At 34.9% G+C, this 18766-nt stretch carries 19 protein-coding genes; 9 read left to right on the top strand and 10 right to left on the bottom strand.

From position 1 onward, the window contains the following. The gene (locus O6P34_RS03310; protein WP_269685907.1) at window positions 1-330 is read left to right on the top strand and encodes a DMT family transporter; all 330 of its coding nucleotides are present in this window, start codon (window positions 1-3) and stop codon (window positions 328-330) included. A 20-nt stretch (window positions 331-350) separates the two neighbouring features. Here O6P34_RS03310 and O6P34_RS03305 read toward each other — a convergent pair whose 3' ends face one another. From O6P34_RS03305 to pyrH, 3 genes are all read right to left on the bottom strand, one after another. After that, window positions 351-2837: a DUF5686 family protein gene (locus O6P34_RS03305; protein WP_269685906.1), complete on the bottom strand. Its 2487-nt coding sequence runs from the start codon at window positions 2835-2837 to the stop codon at window positions 351-353. Between the two features lie 112 nt (window positions 2838-2949). Continuing rightward, window positions 2950-3513, bottom strand: coding sequence for a ribosome recycling factor (gene frr / locus O6P34_RS03300; protein WP_269685905.1), 564 nt, complete (start codon window positions 3511-3513; stop codon window positions 2950-2952). A gap of 72 nt (window positions 3514-3585) precedes the next feature. Continuing rightward, window positions 3586-4293 (bottom strand): UMP kinase, encoded by a 708-nt coding sequence (pyrH, locus tag O6P34_RS03295; protein WP_269685904.1) that lies wholly within the window; start codon window positions 4291-4293, stop codon window positions 3586-3588. 204 nt (window positions 4294-4497) lie between these two features. On the opposite strand from pyrH, the gene O6P34_RS03290 reads away from it, so the two are divergent. Continuing rightward, window positions 4498-5106, top strand: coding sequence for a thioredoxin family protein (locus tag O6P34_RS03290; protein WP_269685903.1), 609 nt, complete (start codon window positions 4498-4500; stop codon window positions 5104-5106). On the opposite strand, the gene truB is transcribed toward O6P34_RS03290, so the two are convergent. The 4 genes from truB to O6P34_RS03270 all read right to left on the bottom strand — a co-directional run bounded on the left by truB (window position 5090) and on the right by O6P34_RS03270 (window position 7784). Further along, the gene (truB, locus tag O6P34_RS03285; RefSeq protein ID WP_269685902.1) at window positions 5090-5788 is read right to left on the bottom strand and encodes a tRNA pseudouridine(55) synthase TruB; all 699 of its coding nucleotides are present in this window, start codon (window positions 5786-5788) and stop codon (window positions 5090-5092) included. The genes O6P34_RS03290 and truB overlap by 17 nt on opposite strands. A 6-nt stretch (window positions 5789-5794) precedes the next feature. Continuing rightward, window positions 5795-6604: an undecaprenyl-diphosphate phosphatase gene (locus O6P34_RS03280; protein WP_269685901.1), complete on the bottom strand. Its 810-nt coding sequence runs from the start codon at window positions 6602-6604 to the stop codon at window positions 5795-5797. Continuing rightward, window positions 6605-6847 carry a DUF3098 domain-containing protein gene (locus O6P34_RS03275; protein WP_269685900.1) on the bottom strand — a complete coding sequence of 81 codons (243 nt, stop codon included), beginning with the start codon at window positions 6845-6847 and terminating at the stop codon, window positions 6605-6607. A 61-nt stretch (window positions 6848-6908) separates the two neighbouring features. Continuing rightward, the gene (locus O6P34_RS03270; protein WP_269685899.1) at window positions 6909-7784 is read right to left on the bottom strand and encodes a cell division protein FtsX; all 876 of its coding nucleotides are present in this window, start codon (window positions 7782-7784) and stop codon (window positions 6909-6911) included. A 225-nt stretch (window positions 7785-8009) separates the two neighbouring features. Between O6P34_RS03270 and O6P34_RS03265 the strand changes: the two genes are divergently transcribed. From O6P34_RS03265 to O6P34_RS03255, 3 genes are all read left to right on the top strand, one after another. After that, the gene (locus O6P34_RS03265; RefSeq protein ID WP_269685898.1) at window positions 8010-11012 is read left to right on the top strand and encodes a leucine--tRNA ligase; all 3003 of its coding nucleotides are present in this window, start codon (window positions 8010-8012) and stop codon (window positions 11010-11012) included. 122 nt (window positions 11013-11134) lie between these two features. Then, window positions 11135-11320 carry a hypothetical protein gene (locus tag O6P34_RS03260; RefSeq protein WP_269685897.1) on the top strand — a complete coding sequence of 62 codons (186 nt, stop codon included), beginning with the start codon at window positions 11135-11137 and terminating at the stop codon, window positions 11318-11320. An 82-nt stretch (window positions 11321-11402) separates the two neighbouring features. Beyond that, a complete protein-coding gene (locus O6P34_RS03255) occupies window positions 11403-12092 on the top strand; it encodes a zinc metallopeptidase (protein WP_269685896.1) in 690 nt (229 codons plus the stop codon). A 135-nt stretch (window positions 12093-12227) separates the two neighbouring features. Here the strand turns inward: O6P34_RS03255 and O6P34_RS03250 are convergent, their stop codons facing one another. Both O6P34_RS03250 and O6P34_RS03245 read right to left on the bottom strand, forming a co-directional pair. Beyond that, window positions 12228-12977, bottom strand: coding sequence for a uroporphyrinogen-III synthase (locus O6P34_RS03250; protein ID WP_269685895.1), 750 nt, complete (start codon window positions 12975-12977; stop codon window positions 12228-12230). Between the two features lie 12 nt (window positions 12978-12989). Then, a complete protein-coding gene (locus O6P34_RS03245) occupies window positions 12990-13661 on the bottom strand; it encodes a DUF4271 domain-containing protein (RefSeq protein ID WP_269685894.1) in 672 nt (223 codons plus the stop codon). 104 nt (window positions 13662-13765) lie between these two features. Here O6P34_RS03245 and O6P34_RS03240 point away from each other — a divergent pair, with 104 nt between their 5' ends. The 3 genes from O6P34_RS03240 to O6P34_RS03230 are packed head-to-tail and all read left to right on the top strand — an operon-like array spanning window position 13766 to window position 16290. Then, window positions 13766-14491: a polyprenol monophosphomannose synthase gene (locus O6P34_RS03240; RefSeq protein ID WP_269685893.1), complete on the top strand. Its 726-nt coding sequence runs from the start codon at window positions 13766-13768 to the stop codon at window positions 14489-14491. A 12-nt stretch (window positions 14492-14503) separates the two neighbouring features. Next, entirely contained in the window at window positions 14504-15844 is a 1341-nt protein-coding gene (locus tag O6P34_RS03235) for a dihydroorotase (RefSeq protein WP_269685892.1), read from the top strand. Window positions 15845-15852: 8 nt separating this feature from the next. Continuing rightward, window positions 15853-16290 carry a DUF4296 domain-containing protein gene (locus tag O6P34_RS03230; protein ID WP_269685891.1) on the top strand — a complete coding sequence of 146 codons (438 nt, stop codon included), beginning with the start codon at window positions 15853-15855 and terminating at the stop codon, window positions 16288-16290. On the opposite strand, the gene O6P34_RS03225 is transcribed toward O6P34_RS03230, so the two are convergent. Continuing rightward, window positions 16287-17276 (bottom strand): NAD-dependent epimerase/dehydratase family protein, encoded by a 990-nt coding sequence (locus tag O6P34_RS03225; protein ID WP_269685890.1) that lies wholly within the window; start codon window positions 17274-17276, stop codon window positions 16287-16289. The genes O6P34_RS03230 and O6P34_RS03225 overlap by 4 nt on opposite strands. Before the next feature lie 143 nt (window positions 17277-17419). Between O6P34_RS03225 and tyrS the strand changes: the two genes are divergently transcribed. Next, window positions 17420-18712, top strand: a complete 1293-nt coding sequence (gene tyrS, locus O6P34_RS03220; RefSeq protein WP_269685889.1) for a tyrosine--tRNA ligase — start codon at window positions 17420-17422, stop codon at window positions 18710-18712. Window positions 18713-18766: the final 54 nt, after the last annotated feature.

Below are 18766 nucleotides of genomic sequence, written 5' to 3'. Positions count from 1 at the left end.
ATGAACTGGATTTTACTGATTATAGGAGGCTTGTTTGAAGTGGGTTTTGCCACTTGTTTAGGCAAAGCCAAAGAAAATTCAGGTACAACAGCCGTTTTGTGGATGATCGGATTTTTGATTTGTCTGACCATTAGCATGCTGTTATTGTATAAAGCCACACAAACGTTACCTATTGGAACCGCGTATGCAGTTTGGACTGGAATTGGAGCTGTTGGGACTGTTTTGGTTGGTGTTTTTATTTTTAAAGAACCGGCAGATTTCTGGAGAATTTTCTTTATCACGACTTTAATAGCTTCTATCATTGGACTGAAATTTGTCTCGGAGCATTAAAGATGAAAATACAAAAGGATCTAAAGCCCTAAATTCAGTACAAAGCTTATTTTTATAGCAATATTATCTTGAAATTTTGGAAGTTGATTTGGACCATATCTATAAAAACCACTTAATCCCAATCCTTTATAAATTTGATTGAGCTCTACTCCAGATTCAAAAAATCCTTTATTCAGCGTTTTGTAATTGATTCCTACATGTTGTTCTGGCTTGTCCAGGTTTCCCCATGCCATTCTGGAAACCAACACAAATGATGGTTTTATCTTCTTGAAAATACTGATTCTGCTAAACCCATGTTTGAATTGGAAAAAAGCATATTTATTAGAGAAAAACTCATTGAAAAACATCGTTTCAAAACTATTTTTTCCGCCAAAAGTAACCCGTTGAATGATTGTTTCTTTGGTGATATTATTTGGGGAAGTATTGTATAAATGTGTAATAGGAATATCACCAATAGCATAACCCGCTTCAAAAAGTAAATTTGTTTTTTGACCGTTTAAATATTTTTTTTCATACTCCGTTTTAAAGTCAATTTTGCTAAACTCAAAGTCATTTTGGGCTATTTTTGGTAGCGATTGCGTGTATTGAAAAGTAAATTTAGGGAACCGTTTTTCGACTTCAATTCGGCCAGTTGGCGTTTGCATATAATCGCTGAAAGGATTCCATCGCAGCGAAACCATTGCCGTTGTCATGGTGAAGTTTCGGTACAATTGTCCATTTAAATTGTAGATATAATCAAATTTTGGTTCAACATGAGTACGCGAAAGTTCCCAGATACTTTCGGTTTTTGGAATTATTTTGGTCTCAATAAATGTTTTCCAACTCACATAATTATAAAATGTACTGATGTTTATGGGTCTTGGATCGTAGATTTTGAACGCTCTTTTGTCAATTGCAAATACAGTACTTGCAATTTCCCGAACATCATCGGTATACGAAACGCCAATCCAGGAATTAGAGAATTTTCCAACCCGTGTTCCTGCGCCAAAACTATATTTAAATGTGCCGTCTTTAGTTCCATAAGCAGAGTAGCCTTCTAATTTGTATTTTTTAGAAAATTTCTCGTTCGTAATACCGCCTAAACCCAATCGGAAGCCTTCGTAATTGTTGTAGCTAATTATTTTACGCAAGTCTAAATCGACAAAACCAACCGGTAAATAACCATTAATGACTTTTTTGCCAAAGGTTATCCGGCTTTCAATTCTTTTTTTAATTGAAATACTGTCTAAGGCTAAATACGTTTTTTGGCTTCGAATGTCTAAGCTGTCTTTTCTGTAGGTATTCCAGAAGCTTTCCGGTTTATTGATGGCGTCGTCTTTGATTTCGATGTAAATCGCCGCTTTTTTTATTTGTATCGGAATGTTGTATTGAATGTCAAAATTGTTGCTTTGCGAAAGCAAATAAATGTAATCGGAAGCTTCTTTTTTTCGGGTTTTGAAATCCTTTTCTACATCACCGTCAAATTGAATGGTTCCGCCAAGGATTTTTAAATCGTCATCATTTTTCCCTTTTACAATTTTAAATATTTTGTTCGATGGAAACCATAATTGCTCTTTGGGAAGGTATTGAAATTCGTGAATTCCGCTAATATCGAGAACGCCTTTTATGCGCATGATTGCTTTGGCAACCGCAAAATTATTTTGGTCTATATACAATACGCCTTCTAATCCGGATGCTTTTCGTTTCTTTTTATTTTTAAAATAAATCATAAACGTTTTTCGCCCATCAATGATTACGGAATCCAGCAGTTTATAGTTGTAATCCTTTAAAGCATCTTTAGCGATTGGACTGTTATATTTGGTTTCAAAAAGTTCATAACTGGCATCATAAATTGAAAAAGACTGTAAGTTAAACGCAATAATTTCATATAAAGGCTGCTTGAAACCCGCCATTTTTGTGCCTAAAATAGTTTCTTTTAGTTTCGCATTATTGAATTGATATTGTGATACTTTTTCCGTTTGAAACAAATGCTGTTTGCTTATTATTTCTTTGAATTTATAATTGGAAGAATCAATTTTGGTTGTTGTTTTTTCGACAAAAACAGAATCAATTTTTCCGCTTATTGAGTCTGGATTGGCTGTTACAATGAGTTTATTATAGGATTTGAATTCGAATGTTTTTAGCTTTTTTTGAGGATTATTATTGTCTTTTTGCGCGATTGTATTTCTAATAATTGCTAAAGCCGGATTTTCATTTGAAATTATAATTTCGTTGAGGTCATTTGTTTTTTGCGAAAGTGCAACTATATAATAACTTTTGCCTTTTTCAATTGGAACCCTAATTTTGGTAAAGCCAATGTAAGAAACCTCAAAAGCGGTTATTGTCATTTTAGACAAAATAATAAATTTTCCGTCTACGTCTGAGATGGTATTAGTTCCGTCGTTTCCTGTGATTGTTGCAAAAGGTAAAGGTTTATTGGTCGAAATATCCTTTACAATTCCGTTCACCTGAAACTGCGCTTGAAGCGAAAGCGTAAAAACGAACAGCAATAAACAAAGGTGCTTCATAAACAAAGGTATTTGTACTAAACGAAATGGAGTTCGTTTTGGTATGACAAAAATAAGAATAAAAAAATCCGTTCACCTTAGCGAACGGATTTTAATGTTGAGGTATTAAAAATTATACCTTCATGATTTCAGCTTCTTTTTGTACCAGAAGTTCATCTATTTTTTTGATAAAACTGTTGGTTAAGTTTTGAACTTCTTCTTCGGCACTTTTACAAATGTCTTCAGATGTTCCTTCTTTTTCCAGTTTTTTGATGTCAGTGTTTGCGTCTTTACGAGCATTTCTGATTCCTACTTTTGCATCTTCCGACTCTGATTTTGCTTGTTTAGCAAGTTCACGTCTTCTGTCTTCTGTCAAAGGAGGAACACTAATAATGATTACATCTCCGTTATTCATTGGATTGAAACCGATATTAGCTATCATAATTGCTTTTTCGATAGCATGCAGCATGTTTTTTTCAAAAGGCTGTAGTGTAATTGTTCGAGCATCCGGAACACTAATTTTTGAAACTTGCGAAAGCGGAGTTGCTGAGCCATAATAATCTACAAAAACACTTCCTAACATTGCCGGAGATGCTTTTCCTGCACGAATGTTTAAGAATGATTTCTCTAAATGGACAATAGAACCTGCCATCGATTCTTTGGTGCTATCTAATATAAATTCAATTTCTTCTGTCATTTTTTTAGGTTTTGGGTTTTGGTTTTTTGTCGTTTGGAGCAATCCAAATATTTAAAACCAAGAACCATTTAACTATATATTTACTACGGTTCCTATGTTTTCTCCTTCACAGATTTTCAATAGATTTCCAATTTTATTCATATCGAAAACCACAATCGGAAGCTTGTTTTCCTGACTTAAAGTAAATGCTGTGGTATCCATTACATTTAATCCTTTTTTCAATACATCTTCAAAAGAAATAAAATCAAATTTCACGGCAGCAGTATTTTTCTCCGGATCAGAATCATATACACCATCAACGCGAGTTCCTTTCAAAATCACGTCGGCATTGATTTCTACACCACGTAAAACAGCTGCGGTATCTGTTGTGAAATACGGATTTCCTGTTCCTGCGCCAAAAATTACAATTCTTCCTTTTTCAAGGTGACGATCGGCTCTTCTTTTGATGTAAGGTTCTGCAATAGACTCCATTTTCAAAGCAGTTTGCAAACGTGTTTTCATCCCTTTATCTTCTAATGCGCCTTGTAATGCCATTCCGTTTATGACTGTGGCTAACATTCCCATATAATCGCCTTGCACTCTGTCCATTCCTGCACTTGCTCCGGCAACGCCTCTAAAAATATTTCCACCGCCAATAACTATGGCAATTTCTACTCCTTTGGCATGAATTTGCTTGATTTCATCGGCATATTCGGCTAATCTTTTCGGGTCAATTCCGTATTGCAAGTCGCCCATTAAAGCTTCGCCACTTAATTTTAGAAGAATTCTTTTGTATTTCATGTGTGTGTAGAGTTGTTTGGTGCAAATATAGGGATATTCTGTTTTTTTTGAAATAGTGTTTAAAAATAATTTTCGCTTTATTTCTGCTTTAATTTTGAGCTTTAAAGCGATTCAAATAATTATGTTTTTTTTGCTTTTAAAGTAATAAATGTCACTTTATTATTTTATTTAAAGGATTAGTTTTGTGCAACAAAATATAAAAATATGAAAGCTGCAGTAGCCAAAGCATTGTTCAATAGTCATTCGTATTCTGAATACAGAAAATTGGTTTCCGACTTGTTACTCGAAGGAAAATCAACCGGAAATGAGCAATCTGAAGATTTATTACATTATAGTGAATTGAATGAAACCCGATTACACCGATTGGATAAAACAATGAAAATAACCGAAGTGAATGTAGCTAAATTACATTCTTTAAAAAACGAATACATTTGGTTGGTTCTTGCCGAAGGCTGGTGTGGTGATGCGGCACAGTTGCTGCCTGTTTTTAATAAAATGGCTTTAGAATCAAATAAAAATATAGATTTAAGAATTGTTTTACGCGATGAAAATGAGGAATTAATGAATCATTTTTTGACAAATAAAGCCAAAGCGATTCCAAAGCTGATTGTTATTAATAAAAATACCGGAAGCATTGCAGGCGATTGGGGTCCAAGACCAAAAGTCGCCGTTGAATTAATACAAAATTATAAAAAACAGCACGGAGTTGTAGATGAAACTGCCAAAGCCGATTTACAATTGTGGTATCTTCACGATAAAGGTGTAAGTACTCAAAATGAAATTTTGGATATAATGCTTAGTTTGGAACAATAGATTTTTCAAATGCTATAACATCCATTCCGTCATTTACATCGTAATCGCCAATTTTTGTTCGGCGTAAAACCGTTAAATGAGAACCGGAATTCATGGCTTTTCCAAAATCAAAAGCAAGGGAACGAATATAAGTTCCTTTGCTGCAAACGACTCTAAAGTCAATTTCAGGAAGTGCAATTCTCGTGATTTCAAATTCGTGAATGGTCGTTTTTCTGGTGGCAATTTCTACCGTTTCTCCAGCGCGGGCATGCTCGTATAAACGAATGCCATCTTTTTTTATAGCCGAGAAAATAGGTGGTTTTTGGTCTATTTCACCCAGAAATTGTTTTACCGTTTCATGAATTAAAGCTTCGTCTATGTGCGATGTTGGAAAGGTTTGGTCAATTTCGGTTTCTAAATCGTATGAAGGCGTCGTGGCTCCAATGTAAAACGTTCCTGTATATTCTTTGGCTTGACCTTGAAGTTCGGTGATTCTTTTGGTAAATTTTCCGGTGCAAACTAATAGTAATCCGGTTGCTAGCGGATCTAATGTTCCGGCGTGACCAATCTTAAATTTTTTTGGAAGGTTCAGCTTGCTGATTAAAGCCCATTTTAATTTATTCACCGCCTGAAAGGAAGTCCAATGCAAAGGTTTATCAATTAAAATGATTTGTCCGTTTAAAAAATCTTCAGCAGTCTTCAATGGAAATTATTTTAGGTATGAAAAGTAAATCAATAAAAAGATTCCCACGATAATTCGGTACCAACCCCATGGTTTAAAACCGTATTTTTTGATGATTTCAATAAAGAATTTAATGGCTAAAACAGCAACGATAAAAGCGACAATGTTTCCGATAAGGAAAAACTTTATGTTCTCGTCTGATTTTAAAATGAGTTCGTAGCCTTTCATTTGTGAGGCTTCGTAGGTTTTTAAAAACACCGAATAACAGGTTACAGCCATCATGGTTGGAACTGCTAAAAAGAATGAAAATTCTGCAGCTGCATGACGCGTCAAACCTTGTTGCATTCCTCCAATTATAGAAGCTGCAGAACGACTAGTTCCCGGCATCATAGCCAAACATTGCCAAAAACCAATGATTACGGCTTTCTTTATAGTAATGTCTTCTTCTTGAATAACGGTTGGATTTTGAAAACGGCTGTCAATAAAAAGCAGAATGACTCCGCCTAAAATTAAAACAATTGCAATGGGAATTGGATCTCCCAAAACGGCTTCAATCTTGTCATCAAATAATTTTCCTAAAACCAAAGCTGGAATTACGGCACACACTAATTTGATATAAAAATTGAATTTAGAGAAATCGAAAAATTTCTTCCAATATAAAGCGACTACGGCTAAAATGGCTCCAAATTGAATTGAAACTTGAAAAAGCTTCACAAAATCATCTTCTTGAATCCCAAAATAAGAACTGGCAAATACCATGTGACCTGTAGAAGAAACGGGCAAATATTCCGTTAATCCTTCGATAATGGCAATTATAAAAGCTTGTAATGTATTCATTTATGCCTTTTTTGGATTTTTAAGAATGGCATAAACCGTAATTCCAAAACCAATAAGCACTGTAGTTGGTGCCAAGCGAATTCTTCTGAAATTAAAAATATCTTCGTTGAATACATTTGGATCTTCACTTCCGCCACCCGACATCAAAATAAAGCCTAAAGCAATTACTCCAATTCCGATTAGCAGAATGGTATAATTTATTTTTCCAAAAAGAAATTCTTGTTTTTGTTCGTTGTTTTTCATTTATGCTGAATTTAGTTCAGCATCTAAAAATGCTGAATGATAATGCTTTTATTATCTTCAATTAATAAAGATCGTCTGTTCTTAAATTTAAGAAACGTTGTGTGGCGAAATAAGTACTCAACCAAGTGATTAATATTCCAATTCCGAAAACAGTTATTAAAACTAAAGCAATTAGAAATTTGTCGTCGAGAATTCCAAGATTAGGAAAGCTGTTTTCTACATAAATCAAAACGCCAATTAAGGCAAGAATAGCAAGTCCGGAACCAATCATTCCTAGTTTGATGCTTCGCATTACAAATGGTTTTCTGATAAAAGCTTTCGTTGCGCCCACCATTTGCATGGTTTTGATGATAAATCGGTTGGAATGAATGGACAAACGCAAAGAACTGTTGATTAATAAAACAGCGATTACGGCCAAAAATCCGCTAACAATCAAAATCCACATGCTCACTTTTTTGATGTTGTCATTTACTAAATTCACTAATTGTTTGTCATACACAATGTCCGAAATCATAGTATTTTTGCGTAAGCGACTTTCTATTTTTGCAACGCTGTCTTTCTCAACATAATCGGCTTTGATGTGAATATCATAGGAATTTTGCAAAGGATTTTCGCCCAAAAAGGTTACAAAATCTTCTCCAATAATATCGGTATGTTGCTTAGCAGCATCATCTTTGGACACAAATACAAATTTCTTTGCAAAAGGAGCTGTTTTCAATTCGGTTCCAAAGGCTTTTAGAATTGTATCATTCGCTTCGTTCTTGAAAAACACAGTCATGGCTATATTTTCTTTGAAATCGTCAGCCAATTTTTTAGAATTTATAATGAAAAGGCCCAACATTCCCAATAAAAATAACACCAAGAATACACTTAGTACTACCGAAAAATAAGAGGAAATTAATCTGCGTTTTTGAAATTTATCGAAGGAAGAACTCATAGTTTACTGTAATTATGGGGTAAAAATAATAAAGAATTTCTTTATTTAAAGTTAATAACGCCCAAAGTTTTAACTTTCGTACAATAAACGTAAATTTGGCACCTTGAAATAATCATTTCTGCAAATAAAATACAGCAACTTAGCAACTGAGTTGCTCTGAAACTTATAATACGACTTGAGTGTGCGACAGCATGGCTCCATTAAAAAAACAATAAAAAAAGAGGAATGAAGTATAATCCGAATGAAATTGAAGCCAAATGGCAGAAATATTGGGCAGAAAATCAAACTTTTGCCGCGCAAAATAATTCAGAAAAACCAAAGCATTACGTGTTGGATATGTTTCCTTATCCTTCTGGAGCTGGATTGCACGTAGGTCATCCGCTGGGATACATCGCCTCTGATGTATATTCCCGTTACAAAAGACACCAAGGTTTTAATGTCTTGCATCCAATGGGTTATGATAGTTTTGGTTTGCCGGCAGAACAATACGCGATTCAAACTGGGCAACGTCCTGAGGATACGACTTCGGTAAATATTGACGGAGGAACGGATAAAGAAGGAAATAAAATTGCGGGATACCGAAAACAATTGGACAAAATTGGATTTTCCTTCGATTGGAGCAGAGAAGTCCGCACTTCAAATCCAGATTATTACAAACATACACAGTGGATTTTTATCCAATTATTCAATTCTTGGTACAATAAAAACAGCGATAAAGCCGAAGATATTTCGACTTTGGTTTCCATTTTTTCAACAGAAGGAAATGCAAATATCAATGCGGTTTGCGATGAAAATATTGACGCTTTTTCAGCAAATGAATGGAACGCTTTCGCAAAAGAACAGCAGGAGAAAATTTTGCTGCAATACAGATTGACGTATTTAGCCGAGACTGAGGTGAACTGGTGTCCTGGATTAGGAACGGTTTTGGCAAATGACGAAATCGTAAATGGTGTTTCGGAACGTGGCGGTTTTACCGTTATTCGTAAAAAAATGACACAATGGAGCATGCGAATCTCAGCTTATGCAGAACGCTTGTTGCAGGGTTTAAACGATATAGATTGGAGCGAAAGCATCAAAGAAAGCCAAAGAAACTGGATTGGAAAATCCGTTGGAGCAATGGTTTCTTTTAAAGTCGAAAGTCAAAAGTCGAAAGTCGAAAGTGAGCAACAATATATCGATGTGTTTACTACAAGACCTGATACCATCTTTGGAGTGACCTTCATGACATTGGCGCCAGAACACGAATTGGTAGCTCAAATCGCCACTCCAGAACAAAAAACGGCTGTTGAAGCATACATAGAAAAAACAGCAAAACGTTCCGAAAGAGAACGTATGGCCGATGTAAAAACCATTTCTGGAGTATTCACAGGAGCGTATGCCGAACATCCGTTTACCAAAGAACCAATTCCGGTTTGGATTGGGGATTATGTTTTGGCAGGTTACGGAACAGGCGCGGTTATGGCGGTTCCTTGTGGCGATGAAAGAGATTATGCTTTTGCGAATTTCTTCAAAGGGCAAAACGGAATGCAGGAAATTAAAAATATTTTTGCCAATGTCGATATTTCCGAAGCTGCTTATGGCTCGAAAGACAATGTGGAAATTGCCAATTCTGATTTCCTAAACGGATTGAATTACAAAGAAGCGACCAAGAAAGTTATCGAAGAATTGGAAAAATTAAACCAAGGGAAAGGAAAAATCAATTACCGTTTGCGTGATGCTGTTTTCTCTCGTCAACGCTATTGGGGAGAGCCGTTTCCGGTGTATTATGTAAATGGCTTACCGCAAATGATTGATGCGCAACATTTACCAATTATTTTACCAGAAGTAGAGAAATATTTACCAACAGAAGATGGTCAACCACCATTAGGAAACGCTTTGGTTTGGGCTTGGGACAGTTCAAATAATAAAGTAGTTGAAACCAGTTTAGTCGATAATAAAACCATTTTTCCATTAGAATTGAACACAATGCCAGGTTGGGCGGGAAGTTCTTGGTATTGGATGCGTTATATGGATGCGCACAATGAGAATGAATTTGCCAGCAAAGATGCTTTGGCGTATTGGGAAAGCGTGGATTTATACATTGGCGGAAGCGAACACGCAACCGGACACTTATTGTATTCTCGTTTTTGGAACAAATTCCTGAAAGATAAAGGTTTTGCACCAACCGAAGAACCATTCAAAAAACTGATTAATCAGGGAATGATTTTGGGGATGAGTGCGTTTGTTTATAAAGTTTCATGGTCTTTATTTAGTCCAGACGATGAAAATGGAGTAAAGTTACCTGCTATTTTTGTTTCAAATTCGATCAAGAATAATAAAGAAATATTGAAAGTTGAATTGGGGCAAATTATTAAAAAAATATATCCAGAAAAGAATAATGTTGATATTTTAGAGGTTGAGGTTTCTCCTAGACATGTAGATGTTTCAATTGTAAATTCTTCAGATGAACTGGATCTTGAGAAATTTAAAAACTCCAGAGAGGAATACAAAAAAGCACTTTTTATCACTGAAGAAAACGGAAAATACATTGTAGGTCGCGAAATCGAAAAAATGTCGAAATCGAAATATAATGTTGTAACTCCGGATGATATTTGTAACGAATACGGAGCGGATACATTACGTTTGTATGAAATGTTCTTAGGACCATTGGAACAAGCGAAACCTTGGAACACCGCAGGAATTTCTGGAGTTTTTGGATTCTTGAAAAAACTGTGTCGTTTGTATTTTGATGATAATGGTTTGATTGTGACCAATGACGCACCAACCAAAGACAACCTGAAATCATTACACAAAACCATCAAAAAAGTAGCGGAAGATATTGAGAGTTTCTCTTTCAATACATCAGTTTCTCAGTTTATGATTTGTGTGAATGAATTGTCCACTCAAAACTGTCATTCTCGTGCGATTCTGGAACCATTAGCAATTGTAATTTCGCCTTATGCACCTCATATTGCCGAGGAATTATGGTCGTTGTTAGGAAATTCCGGTTCTATTGCAACGGTTGCTTTTCCGGCTTTAGAGGAAAAACATTTGGTAGAAAGTGATAAAGAATATCCAGTTTCTTTTAACGGGAAAATGCGTTTCACGATGGTTTTACCTTTGGATTTAACCAAGGAACAAATCGAGGAAATTGTAATGAAAGACGAAAGAACCATCAAACAATTAGAGGGAAGAACGCCAAACAAGTTGATTATTGTTCCTGGAAAAATTATCAATTTGGTGGGATAATATAGAATTAACCATTTTTATGAAAATCCAAATTCCAATGTAGTTATTGGGATTTGGATTTTTTTATGGCTAGAAATGTAACATTTTTTTGATTCTGCGTATAATAAGTAAATCAAAATAAGATGAAAAAATATGAAGTGCATACGTTGAAGAGAAGCTTTGGTTTTTCGAGTATGAAAGAAGAATTGGCTCAAGAAGTAGCACAGTTTTTGAACCGTAAATCTGCCGAAGGCTACGAAGTAATAAATGTTTCATTCACGTATTATGAAGCCTCAGAATTAATTGCGTTTATAACCATTTGTAAATAAAAAAATGCCAAAATGACATTCTGAAAATTTGGTTCAGATTTTGATGATTCTTTTATAACTTTTAAAATAAAAAAAATAAAATATGGGAATGGGTTATATGATATTGGCTGGAGCAATTATGCTCGTAAGCTGGTTAGTTAGTTCAAGACTAAAAAGCAAGTTTGAACATTATTCAAAATTACAATTACAAAACGGAATGTCCGGTGCAGAAATTGCCGAAAAAATGCTGGCTGATAACGGTATTCGGGATGTGAGAGTCATCTCAACACCGGGACAATTAACAGATCATTACAATCCGGTAGATAAAACCGTTAACTTGAGTGAGGCGGTTTACAATCAAAGAAACGCCGCTGCTGCTGCAGTAGCTGCTCACGAATGTGGTCATGCGGTTCAACATGCGGTGGGATATCAATGGTTGACCATGCGTTCTCAGTTAGTGCCAATCGTGAATGTGGCGTCTACATACATGCAATGGATTTTGCTGGCTGGAATCTTGATGATCAAAACGTTTCCACAATTATTATTGATTGGAATTATTGTTTTCGCAGCTACAACTTTGTTTTCTATTGTGACTTTACCGGTAGAATATGATGCGAGTAATCGCGCATTGGCTTGGCTAAAAACTAAAAATATGTTGAATCGCGCGGAATATTCCGGAGCCGAAGATTCGTTGAAATGGGCCGCCAGAACGTATGTGGTAGCTGCTCTGGGATCTATCGCTACCTTGTTGTATTATGTGTCGATTTATATGGGAGGCAGTCGAAGAGACTAACTTTTTTTTGATAAAATATAAAATCCGTCTTGTGAAAATAAGGCGGATTTTTTTGTCAAATGACCAAATTTAATTAGAAAAGCCATCTGTTTTTGCAGATGGCTTTTGTGTTTTATATGTTGAAAGGGAATAGTTTTATTTTCCTTTATTCGCTTCAATAATGTATTTCTCTAATGCCATTGTCATAGATGGAGTTGCCGGTGTTGGCGCTAAAATGTCTACTCTTAAGCCATGATCTAAAGCTTCTTTTTGTGTTGTGCTTCCAAAAACTGCAATTCGAGTGTCGTTTTGTTTGAAGTCTGGGAAGTTTTTAAACAATGATTTTATTCCTGTTGGACTGAAAAAAGCCAAAACATCATAATAAACATCTGCTAAATCCGATAAATCACTCATTACTGTTCTGTAAAAAACGGCTGGAGTCCAATCTACTTTTAATGCGTTTAGCGTTATTGGCGCATCGGCATTCAACTGGTCTGAAGCAGGTAATAAGAATTTTTCGTCTTTGTATTTTTTTATCAGAGGAGATAAATCAGCAAAATCTTTAGGACCTACGTAAATTTTACGTTTTCTGTACACTACATATTTTTGCAGATAAAAGGCAATCGCTTCGGATTGACAGAAATATTTTAATCCTTCAGGTACTTTAAAACGCATTTCTTCAGCTACTCTAAAGAAATGATCTACAGCATTTTTACTAGTCAAAATAATGGCTGTGTAATGATTAAGATCAATTTTTTGAAGTCTAATTTCTTTTGCATTAACTCCTTCTACATGAATAAAAGGTCTGAAATCAATTTTCACTTTATGCTTTTGTTGCAACTCAAAGTAAGGAGAATTTTCCACTTTAGGCTCGGGCTGTGACACCAAAATTGTTTTCACTTTCATATCTAACATTTTCTAAGCAATCCCTTTTGTAAACCAATAATACATAAAATAATAAGGGGCTATTTCAAGAGCGCAAAGATATAAAATAAAATAAAACAACTTACCGAATATTACATTTTGATAATTTTTTATTGAAATTAAATAAGTCAACATGTTTATCGCTAGTATTAACCCAATAATTATGAGGGGAATATTTTTTGAGACAGCATCATAATAAAATAAAATAATGTTTATTGGTAGTATAAATAATCCAATATAGGTTCTGTAAGTGACTTTTTGAAGGTTAAAATGCTCCATAAAATCTTCAATATTGAATGAAGTGGCGATGATTTTTTCTATAAGATATTTAGCCAAAATAAAGAAAATAAGAAATGTGATGATCTGAATGTAAAGCAGCCAATCTGTTTTTGATGCATAGCCAAAAATACTCAGCGAAATTTGAATAAAAAAGGCAAGTGAAACCACCTGTACAAAAAATAAGGAAATAGTAAACCCGCTTTTAAGGTGACTACTGTCTTTATAGACTTTAATGTATTTGTCCGAAAAGATTAAGTTAATAAAATCACCAAATCGATTTTCGAATACCGATTTAGTAAGGGCAATAATCAGAAAGGACATAACAAACAGAAGTGTTGCCCAGTCTTTGTTTTCGGTGATCCTTGGATGCAGTAGGTGTTCAATCATAGCGAGACAAAATTACTAATTTTTTGTATCATTCTTTTTATTATAAATTTATTATGAATCAAATGCTATAAAAAGTTTACTTTTGCGAGGAAATTACTCAAAATATGAACGATTGTATTGTTATAATCCCAACCTATAACGAAATTGAAAACATCGAGAGCATTATCAGATCGGTGCTTTCGCAACACAAACCTTTTCATATTCTAATTATTGATGATAATTCGCCAGATCATACTGCGGACAAAGTAGTATTGCTTCAATCGGAATTTGAAGGAAGATTGTTTTTAGAAAAAAGAGCAAAAAAATCAGGTTTGGGAACGGCATATGTTCATGGTTTTAAATGGGCATTAGAACGGAAATATGATTTTATTTTCGAAATGGATGCTGATTTTAGTCATAATCCAACTGATTTAGAAAAATTATATAATGCCTGTCATTTTGGAGATGCTGATTTAGCGATTGGTTCTCGATATGTTACGGGTGTAAACGTAGTCAATTGGCCTTTGAGCCGAGTATTGATGTCTTATTTTGCTTCGGTTTATGTACGAATCATTACCGGAATGAAAATTCATGATGCCACCGCAGGATTTGTTTGTTATAAAAGACAGGTGCTCGAAGGAATTAATATAAATAAAATACGATTTGTGGGTTATGCTTTTCAAATTGAAATGAAATACAGAACCTATTGTAAAAAATTTCAAATTGTTGAGGTCCCCATTATTTTTACAGACCGAACCAAAGGGCAATCCAAGATGAGTAACTCGATTATTATCGAAGCGGTTTTTGGAGTTATTGCACTTCGATTAAAGAAATTAGTCAACACATTATAAGAAAAAGATACGATGAACAGGGTTTTAATTAAGAATGCCAAGATAGTAAATGAAGGAACGATTTTTGAAGGTGACGTACTAATTGAAGATGACTTAATTGTTGAAATTTCAGAAAGCATAAGTCCCAAATCTTCCCAATGTAAAATCATCGATGCCGAAGGAAATTATTTAATTCCCGGTGCAATTGACGATCAAGTACACTTTAGAGAACCGGGTCTGACGCACAAAGGAGACATAGAATCAGAATCGAGAGCGGCTGTTGCGGGTGGAATTACTTCCTATATTGAACAACCCAATACGGTTCCCAATGCGGTGACGCAGGAAATTCTAGAAGAAAAATACCAAATTGCTTCTGAGAAATCGTATGCGAATTATTCGTTTATGATGGGGGCTACCAATGATAATTTGGAAGAAGTTTTAAAAACAAATCCAAAGAATGTTGCCGGAATCAAAATATTTTTGGGCTCCTCAACCGGAAATATGTTGGTGGATAATGAAGCGACTTTAGAAAGGATTTTTTCCAGTACGCCAATGCTTATTGCGGTGCATTGTGAAGACGAAACAACCATCAAAAATAATCTTGAAAAATATAAAGAAGAGTTTGGAGAAGATGTTCCTGTAACGGTGCATCACCTTATTCGAAGTGAGGAAGCTTGTTATATTTCTTCTTCAAAAGCGATTGCTCTTGCCAAGAAAACTGGTGCTCGTTTGCATATATTTCATCTTTCTACTGCCAAAGAAATGGATTTGTTTACTAACAAAATCCCATTAGAAGATAAAAAAATTACTGCCGAGGTTTGTATTCATCATTTGTGGTTTACCAATGAAGATTACGCCACCAAAGGCAATTTGATAAAATGGAATCCAGCAGTAAAAACGGCCAATGACCGTAAAGTGCTTTGGGAAGCCTTACTTGACGATCGAATTGATGTGATTGCTACCGATCACGCACCACATACTTTAGAAGAAAAAAAACAATCTTATCTTAATGCACCTTCAGGAGGTCCGCTTGTGCAACATGCTGTTGTGGCTATGTTTGAAGCATATCATCAAGGAAAAATCAGTATTGAGAAAATTGTCGAAAAAATGTGTCACAATCCGGCTAAGATTTTCAAAATAGAAAAACGTGGTTTTATCAAAGTTGGGTATTATGCTGATTTAGTGATTGTAAATTCAGGCTTGCCTTGGAGTGTGAAAAAAGAAAATATTTTGGCAAAATGTGGTTGGTCTCCGTTTGAAGGATTTACTTTTAAATCCAGAATTACCCATACTTTTGTAAACGGACAATTGGTTTACAGCGCTTTTAAAGTAAAAGAAATTCGTGCCGGAAAGCGTTTGTTATTTGATAGATAAAAAGCAAAATGAAAAAAATAGTAGTCTTAGTCGTGCTTTTGGTTTTTGTAAGTTGTAAAGAAGAGGTTGTTAAAAAACCAAATCGGCTTATAGAAAAAGACGTTATGGTCAATATTATGTATGATTTGTCATTATTGGAAGCCATTAAATATCAAAGTCCTGCAATATTAGATTCCAATAAAATAAGTCCAAAGCAATATATTTATAAAAAATATAAAGTCGACAGCCTGCAATTTGCGCAAAGTAATGTGTATTATGCTTCAGATTATGAAGAATATAAAAACATGTTTGAGCAAATGACTAAGCGATTAGATCAAAAGAAACTTGCTGTTGAAGCCTTGATTAAAGCGGAAAAAAAGAAAAAAAAGGAAACTAAAAAAGCGAAATCAGCTTTGAAGAAAAAAACGGATTCTTTAGAATTGAATCGTAGAAAAAAGCTCGATTAGAGAAGCGAAATTTCTTGTATGTAGGTTTTAATGTCTTTAAAATCAGTGTTTAAAGTGGTTTTAATTTTTTCGTTTGAATACAGATTTTTCGAATAAGATGATTTTGCCGTTGCTTGTGTCAATTTTCTTTTTTGCATCAAAAAGTTGGATAGAAACCAATCGATTCTCCAGCAAACTTCCATAAAAAAAGGACTGGCATGAAGAGTTGGTTTTTTGACTTTAAAACTTTTTGCGATACTTTCTAATACGTCTTTAAATACCATGTTTTCGGCAACTAAAGTAAAGCGTTCGTTTACAAGTTCACTCTTCATTAAGTCAAATGCTATTCGAACGACATCTGTTACGGCAACAAATCCAGTAATTCCCAGAGTGTAAAATCGCAATCCGTTAGCAACTTCCGTAAAAATTTTACCGCTTCCTTGTTCCCGGAAACCTGGGCCCAGAATAACGCCCGGATTAATAATAATTACAGGTAATCCTTCTTGTTGTCCACGCCAAATTTCCATTTCGGCTCCGTATTTTGAAATCGCATAATCACTATGTGGTTTTTCCGGATTCCATTCGGTAGTTTCAGAAATCATTTTTTCATGTGGAGCAATGTCGCCAAGAGCAGCAATTGAACTGATAAAACAAAGTTTTTTGATGTTTTTGGCAATGCAAAAATTCACAATGTTTGCAGTCCCTTCAATATTCGTTTTCCGGATTATATCTTCGTCTTTTGGGTCAAAAGAAATTAAAGCAGCGCAATGATATACGTATTCGATGTCTTGGAAAGCAATTTCTAAAGACGGAATATTCATAATATCACCTTCAATCCATTGGATTTTATCAAATAAAGATTCTTTTTGGTACAGTAAAAAAAGGGATTTGGTTTTTTTGACAGATGAAGGCGTTCGATAAATGGCACGGACTGTTTCTCCATTTTCAATTAAATGAAGCAATACATGCGCGCCAACTAAACCTGTTCCTCCTGTTACTAAAACCATTTTGTAAATATACTATTTTGGTCCGAAGTCGCAAGGGAGCAACGTTTTTATTGTATTTTTTGTCCTTGTTATTGCTATTGCCATTGAAATTGATATTGTCATTGCTTTTCGAATTACTATCTTTGCGCAAATTGATTGAAAAGATGAAGAATTTTATTGAAGAAGTGACTTGGAGAGGAATGCTCCACGACGTTATGCCAGGCACCGAAGAACACTTGATGGAGCAAATGCGTGTGGCATATGTGGGGATTGACCCAACTGCAGATTCATTGCATATAGGCCATTTAGTTGGTGTGATGTTGTTGAAGCATTTTCAAATATCCGGGCATAAACCATTAGCTTTAGTGGGTGGTGCGACAGGAATGATTGGTGATCCGTCAGGAAAATCAAATGAGAGAAATTTATTGGATGAAGCTACTTTGCGTCACAATCAAGAAGCTATAAAAGGACAATTGTCCCGTTTTTTAGATTTTACTTCAGATGCTGCCAATGCTGCTGAATTAGTAAATAATTATGACTGGATGAAGAACTTTTCTTTTCTGGATTTCATTCGTGATGTGGGCAAGCATATTACCGTAAACTATATGATGGCGAAAGATTCTGTGAAGAAACGATTGTCTTCAGAAGCTGCCGAAGGAATGTCTTTTACGGAGTTTACGTACCAATTGGTTCAAGGATATGACTTTTTGCATTTGTACAGAGAAAAAAAATGTACACTTCAAATGGGTGGAAGCGACCAATGGGGAAATATCACAACTGGAACCGAATTAGTGCGCAGAATTGCCAGCGGAAAAGCGTATGCTTTGACTTGTCCGTTGATTACTAAGGCGGATGGAACTAAGTTTGGGAAATCTGAAGGTGGAAATATTTGGTTGGATTCGGCCAGAACTTCACCTTATAAATTTTACCAATATTGGTTGAATACTTCCGATATTGATGCGGAAAAATACATTAAGATTTTTACTTTTTTATCGAAAGAAGAAATTGAAGTTTTAACCGAAAAACATAGAGAGGCACCACATTTGCGTTTGTTACAAAAACGTTTAGCCGAAGAAATTACCGTAATGGTTCATTCTAAGGAAGATTTGGAAAACGCTATTAAGGCATCTGGAATTCTTTTTGGAAATGCAACTGCCGATGATTTGAAACAATTAGACGAAGCTACTTTTCTAGAAGTTTTTGACGGAGTTCCTCAAGCTGAAATTGAAAAATCAGAAATTGAAACCGGACTTGACATTGTAACTGTTCTAAACGAAAAAACAGGATTTTTTAAATCAAATGGTGAGGCGAGGAGAGCGTTGACTGCTAATTCGATTTCGGTGAATAGAGAAAAAGTAACCGAAGAATTCGTTCTTTCAACCAAAGATTTAATCAATAATCAATTTGTTTTATTGCAAAGCGGAAAGAAAAATTATTTCGTAATTCGAGCGAAATAGTCTTTGGAATATATTCTTTTTCAGATGAAAATATAAAAAACCTAATTAGTGAAT

The organism is Flavobacterium lacustre (assembly GCF_027474525.2).
GTDB lineage: Bacteria > Bacteroidota > Bacteroidia > Flavobacteriales > Flavobacteriaceae > Flavobacterium > Flavobacterium lacustre.
This window is presented reverse-complemented; position numbering and strand designations above follow the sequence as displayed.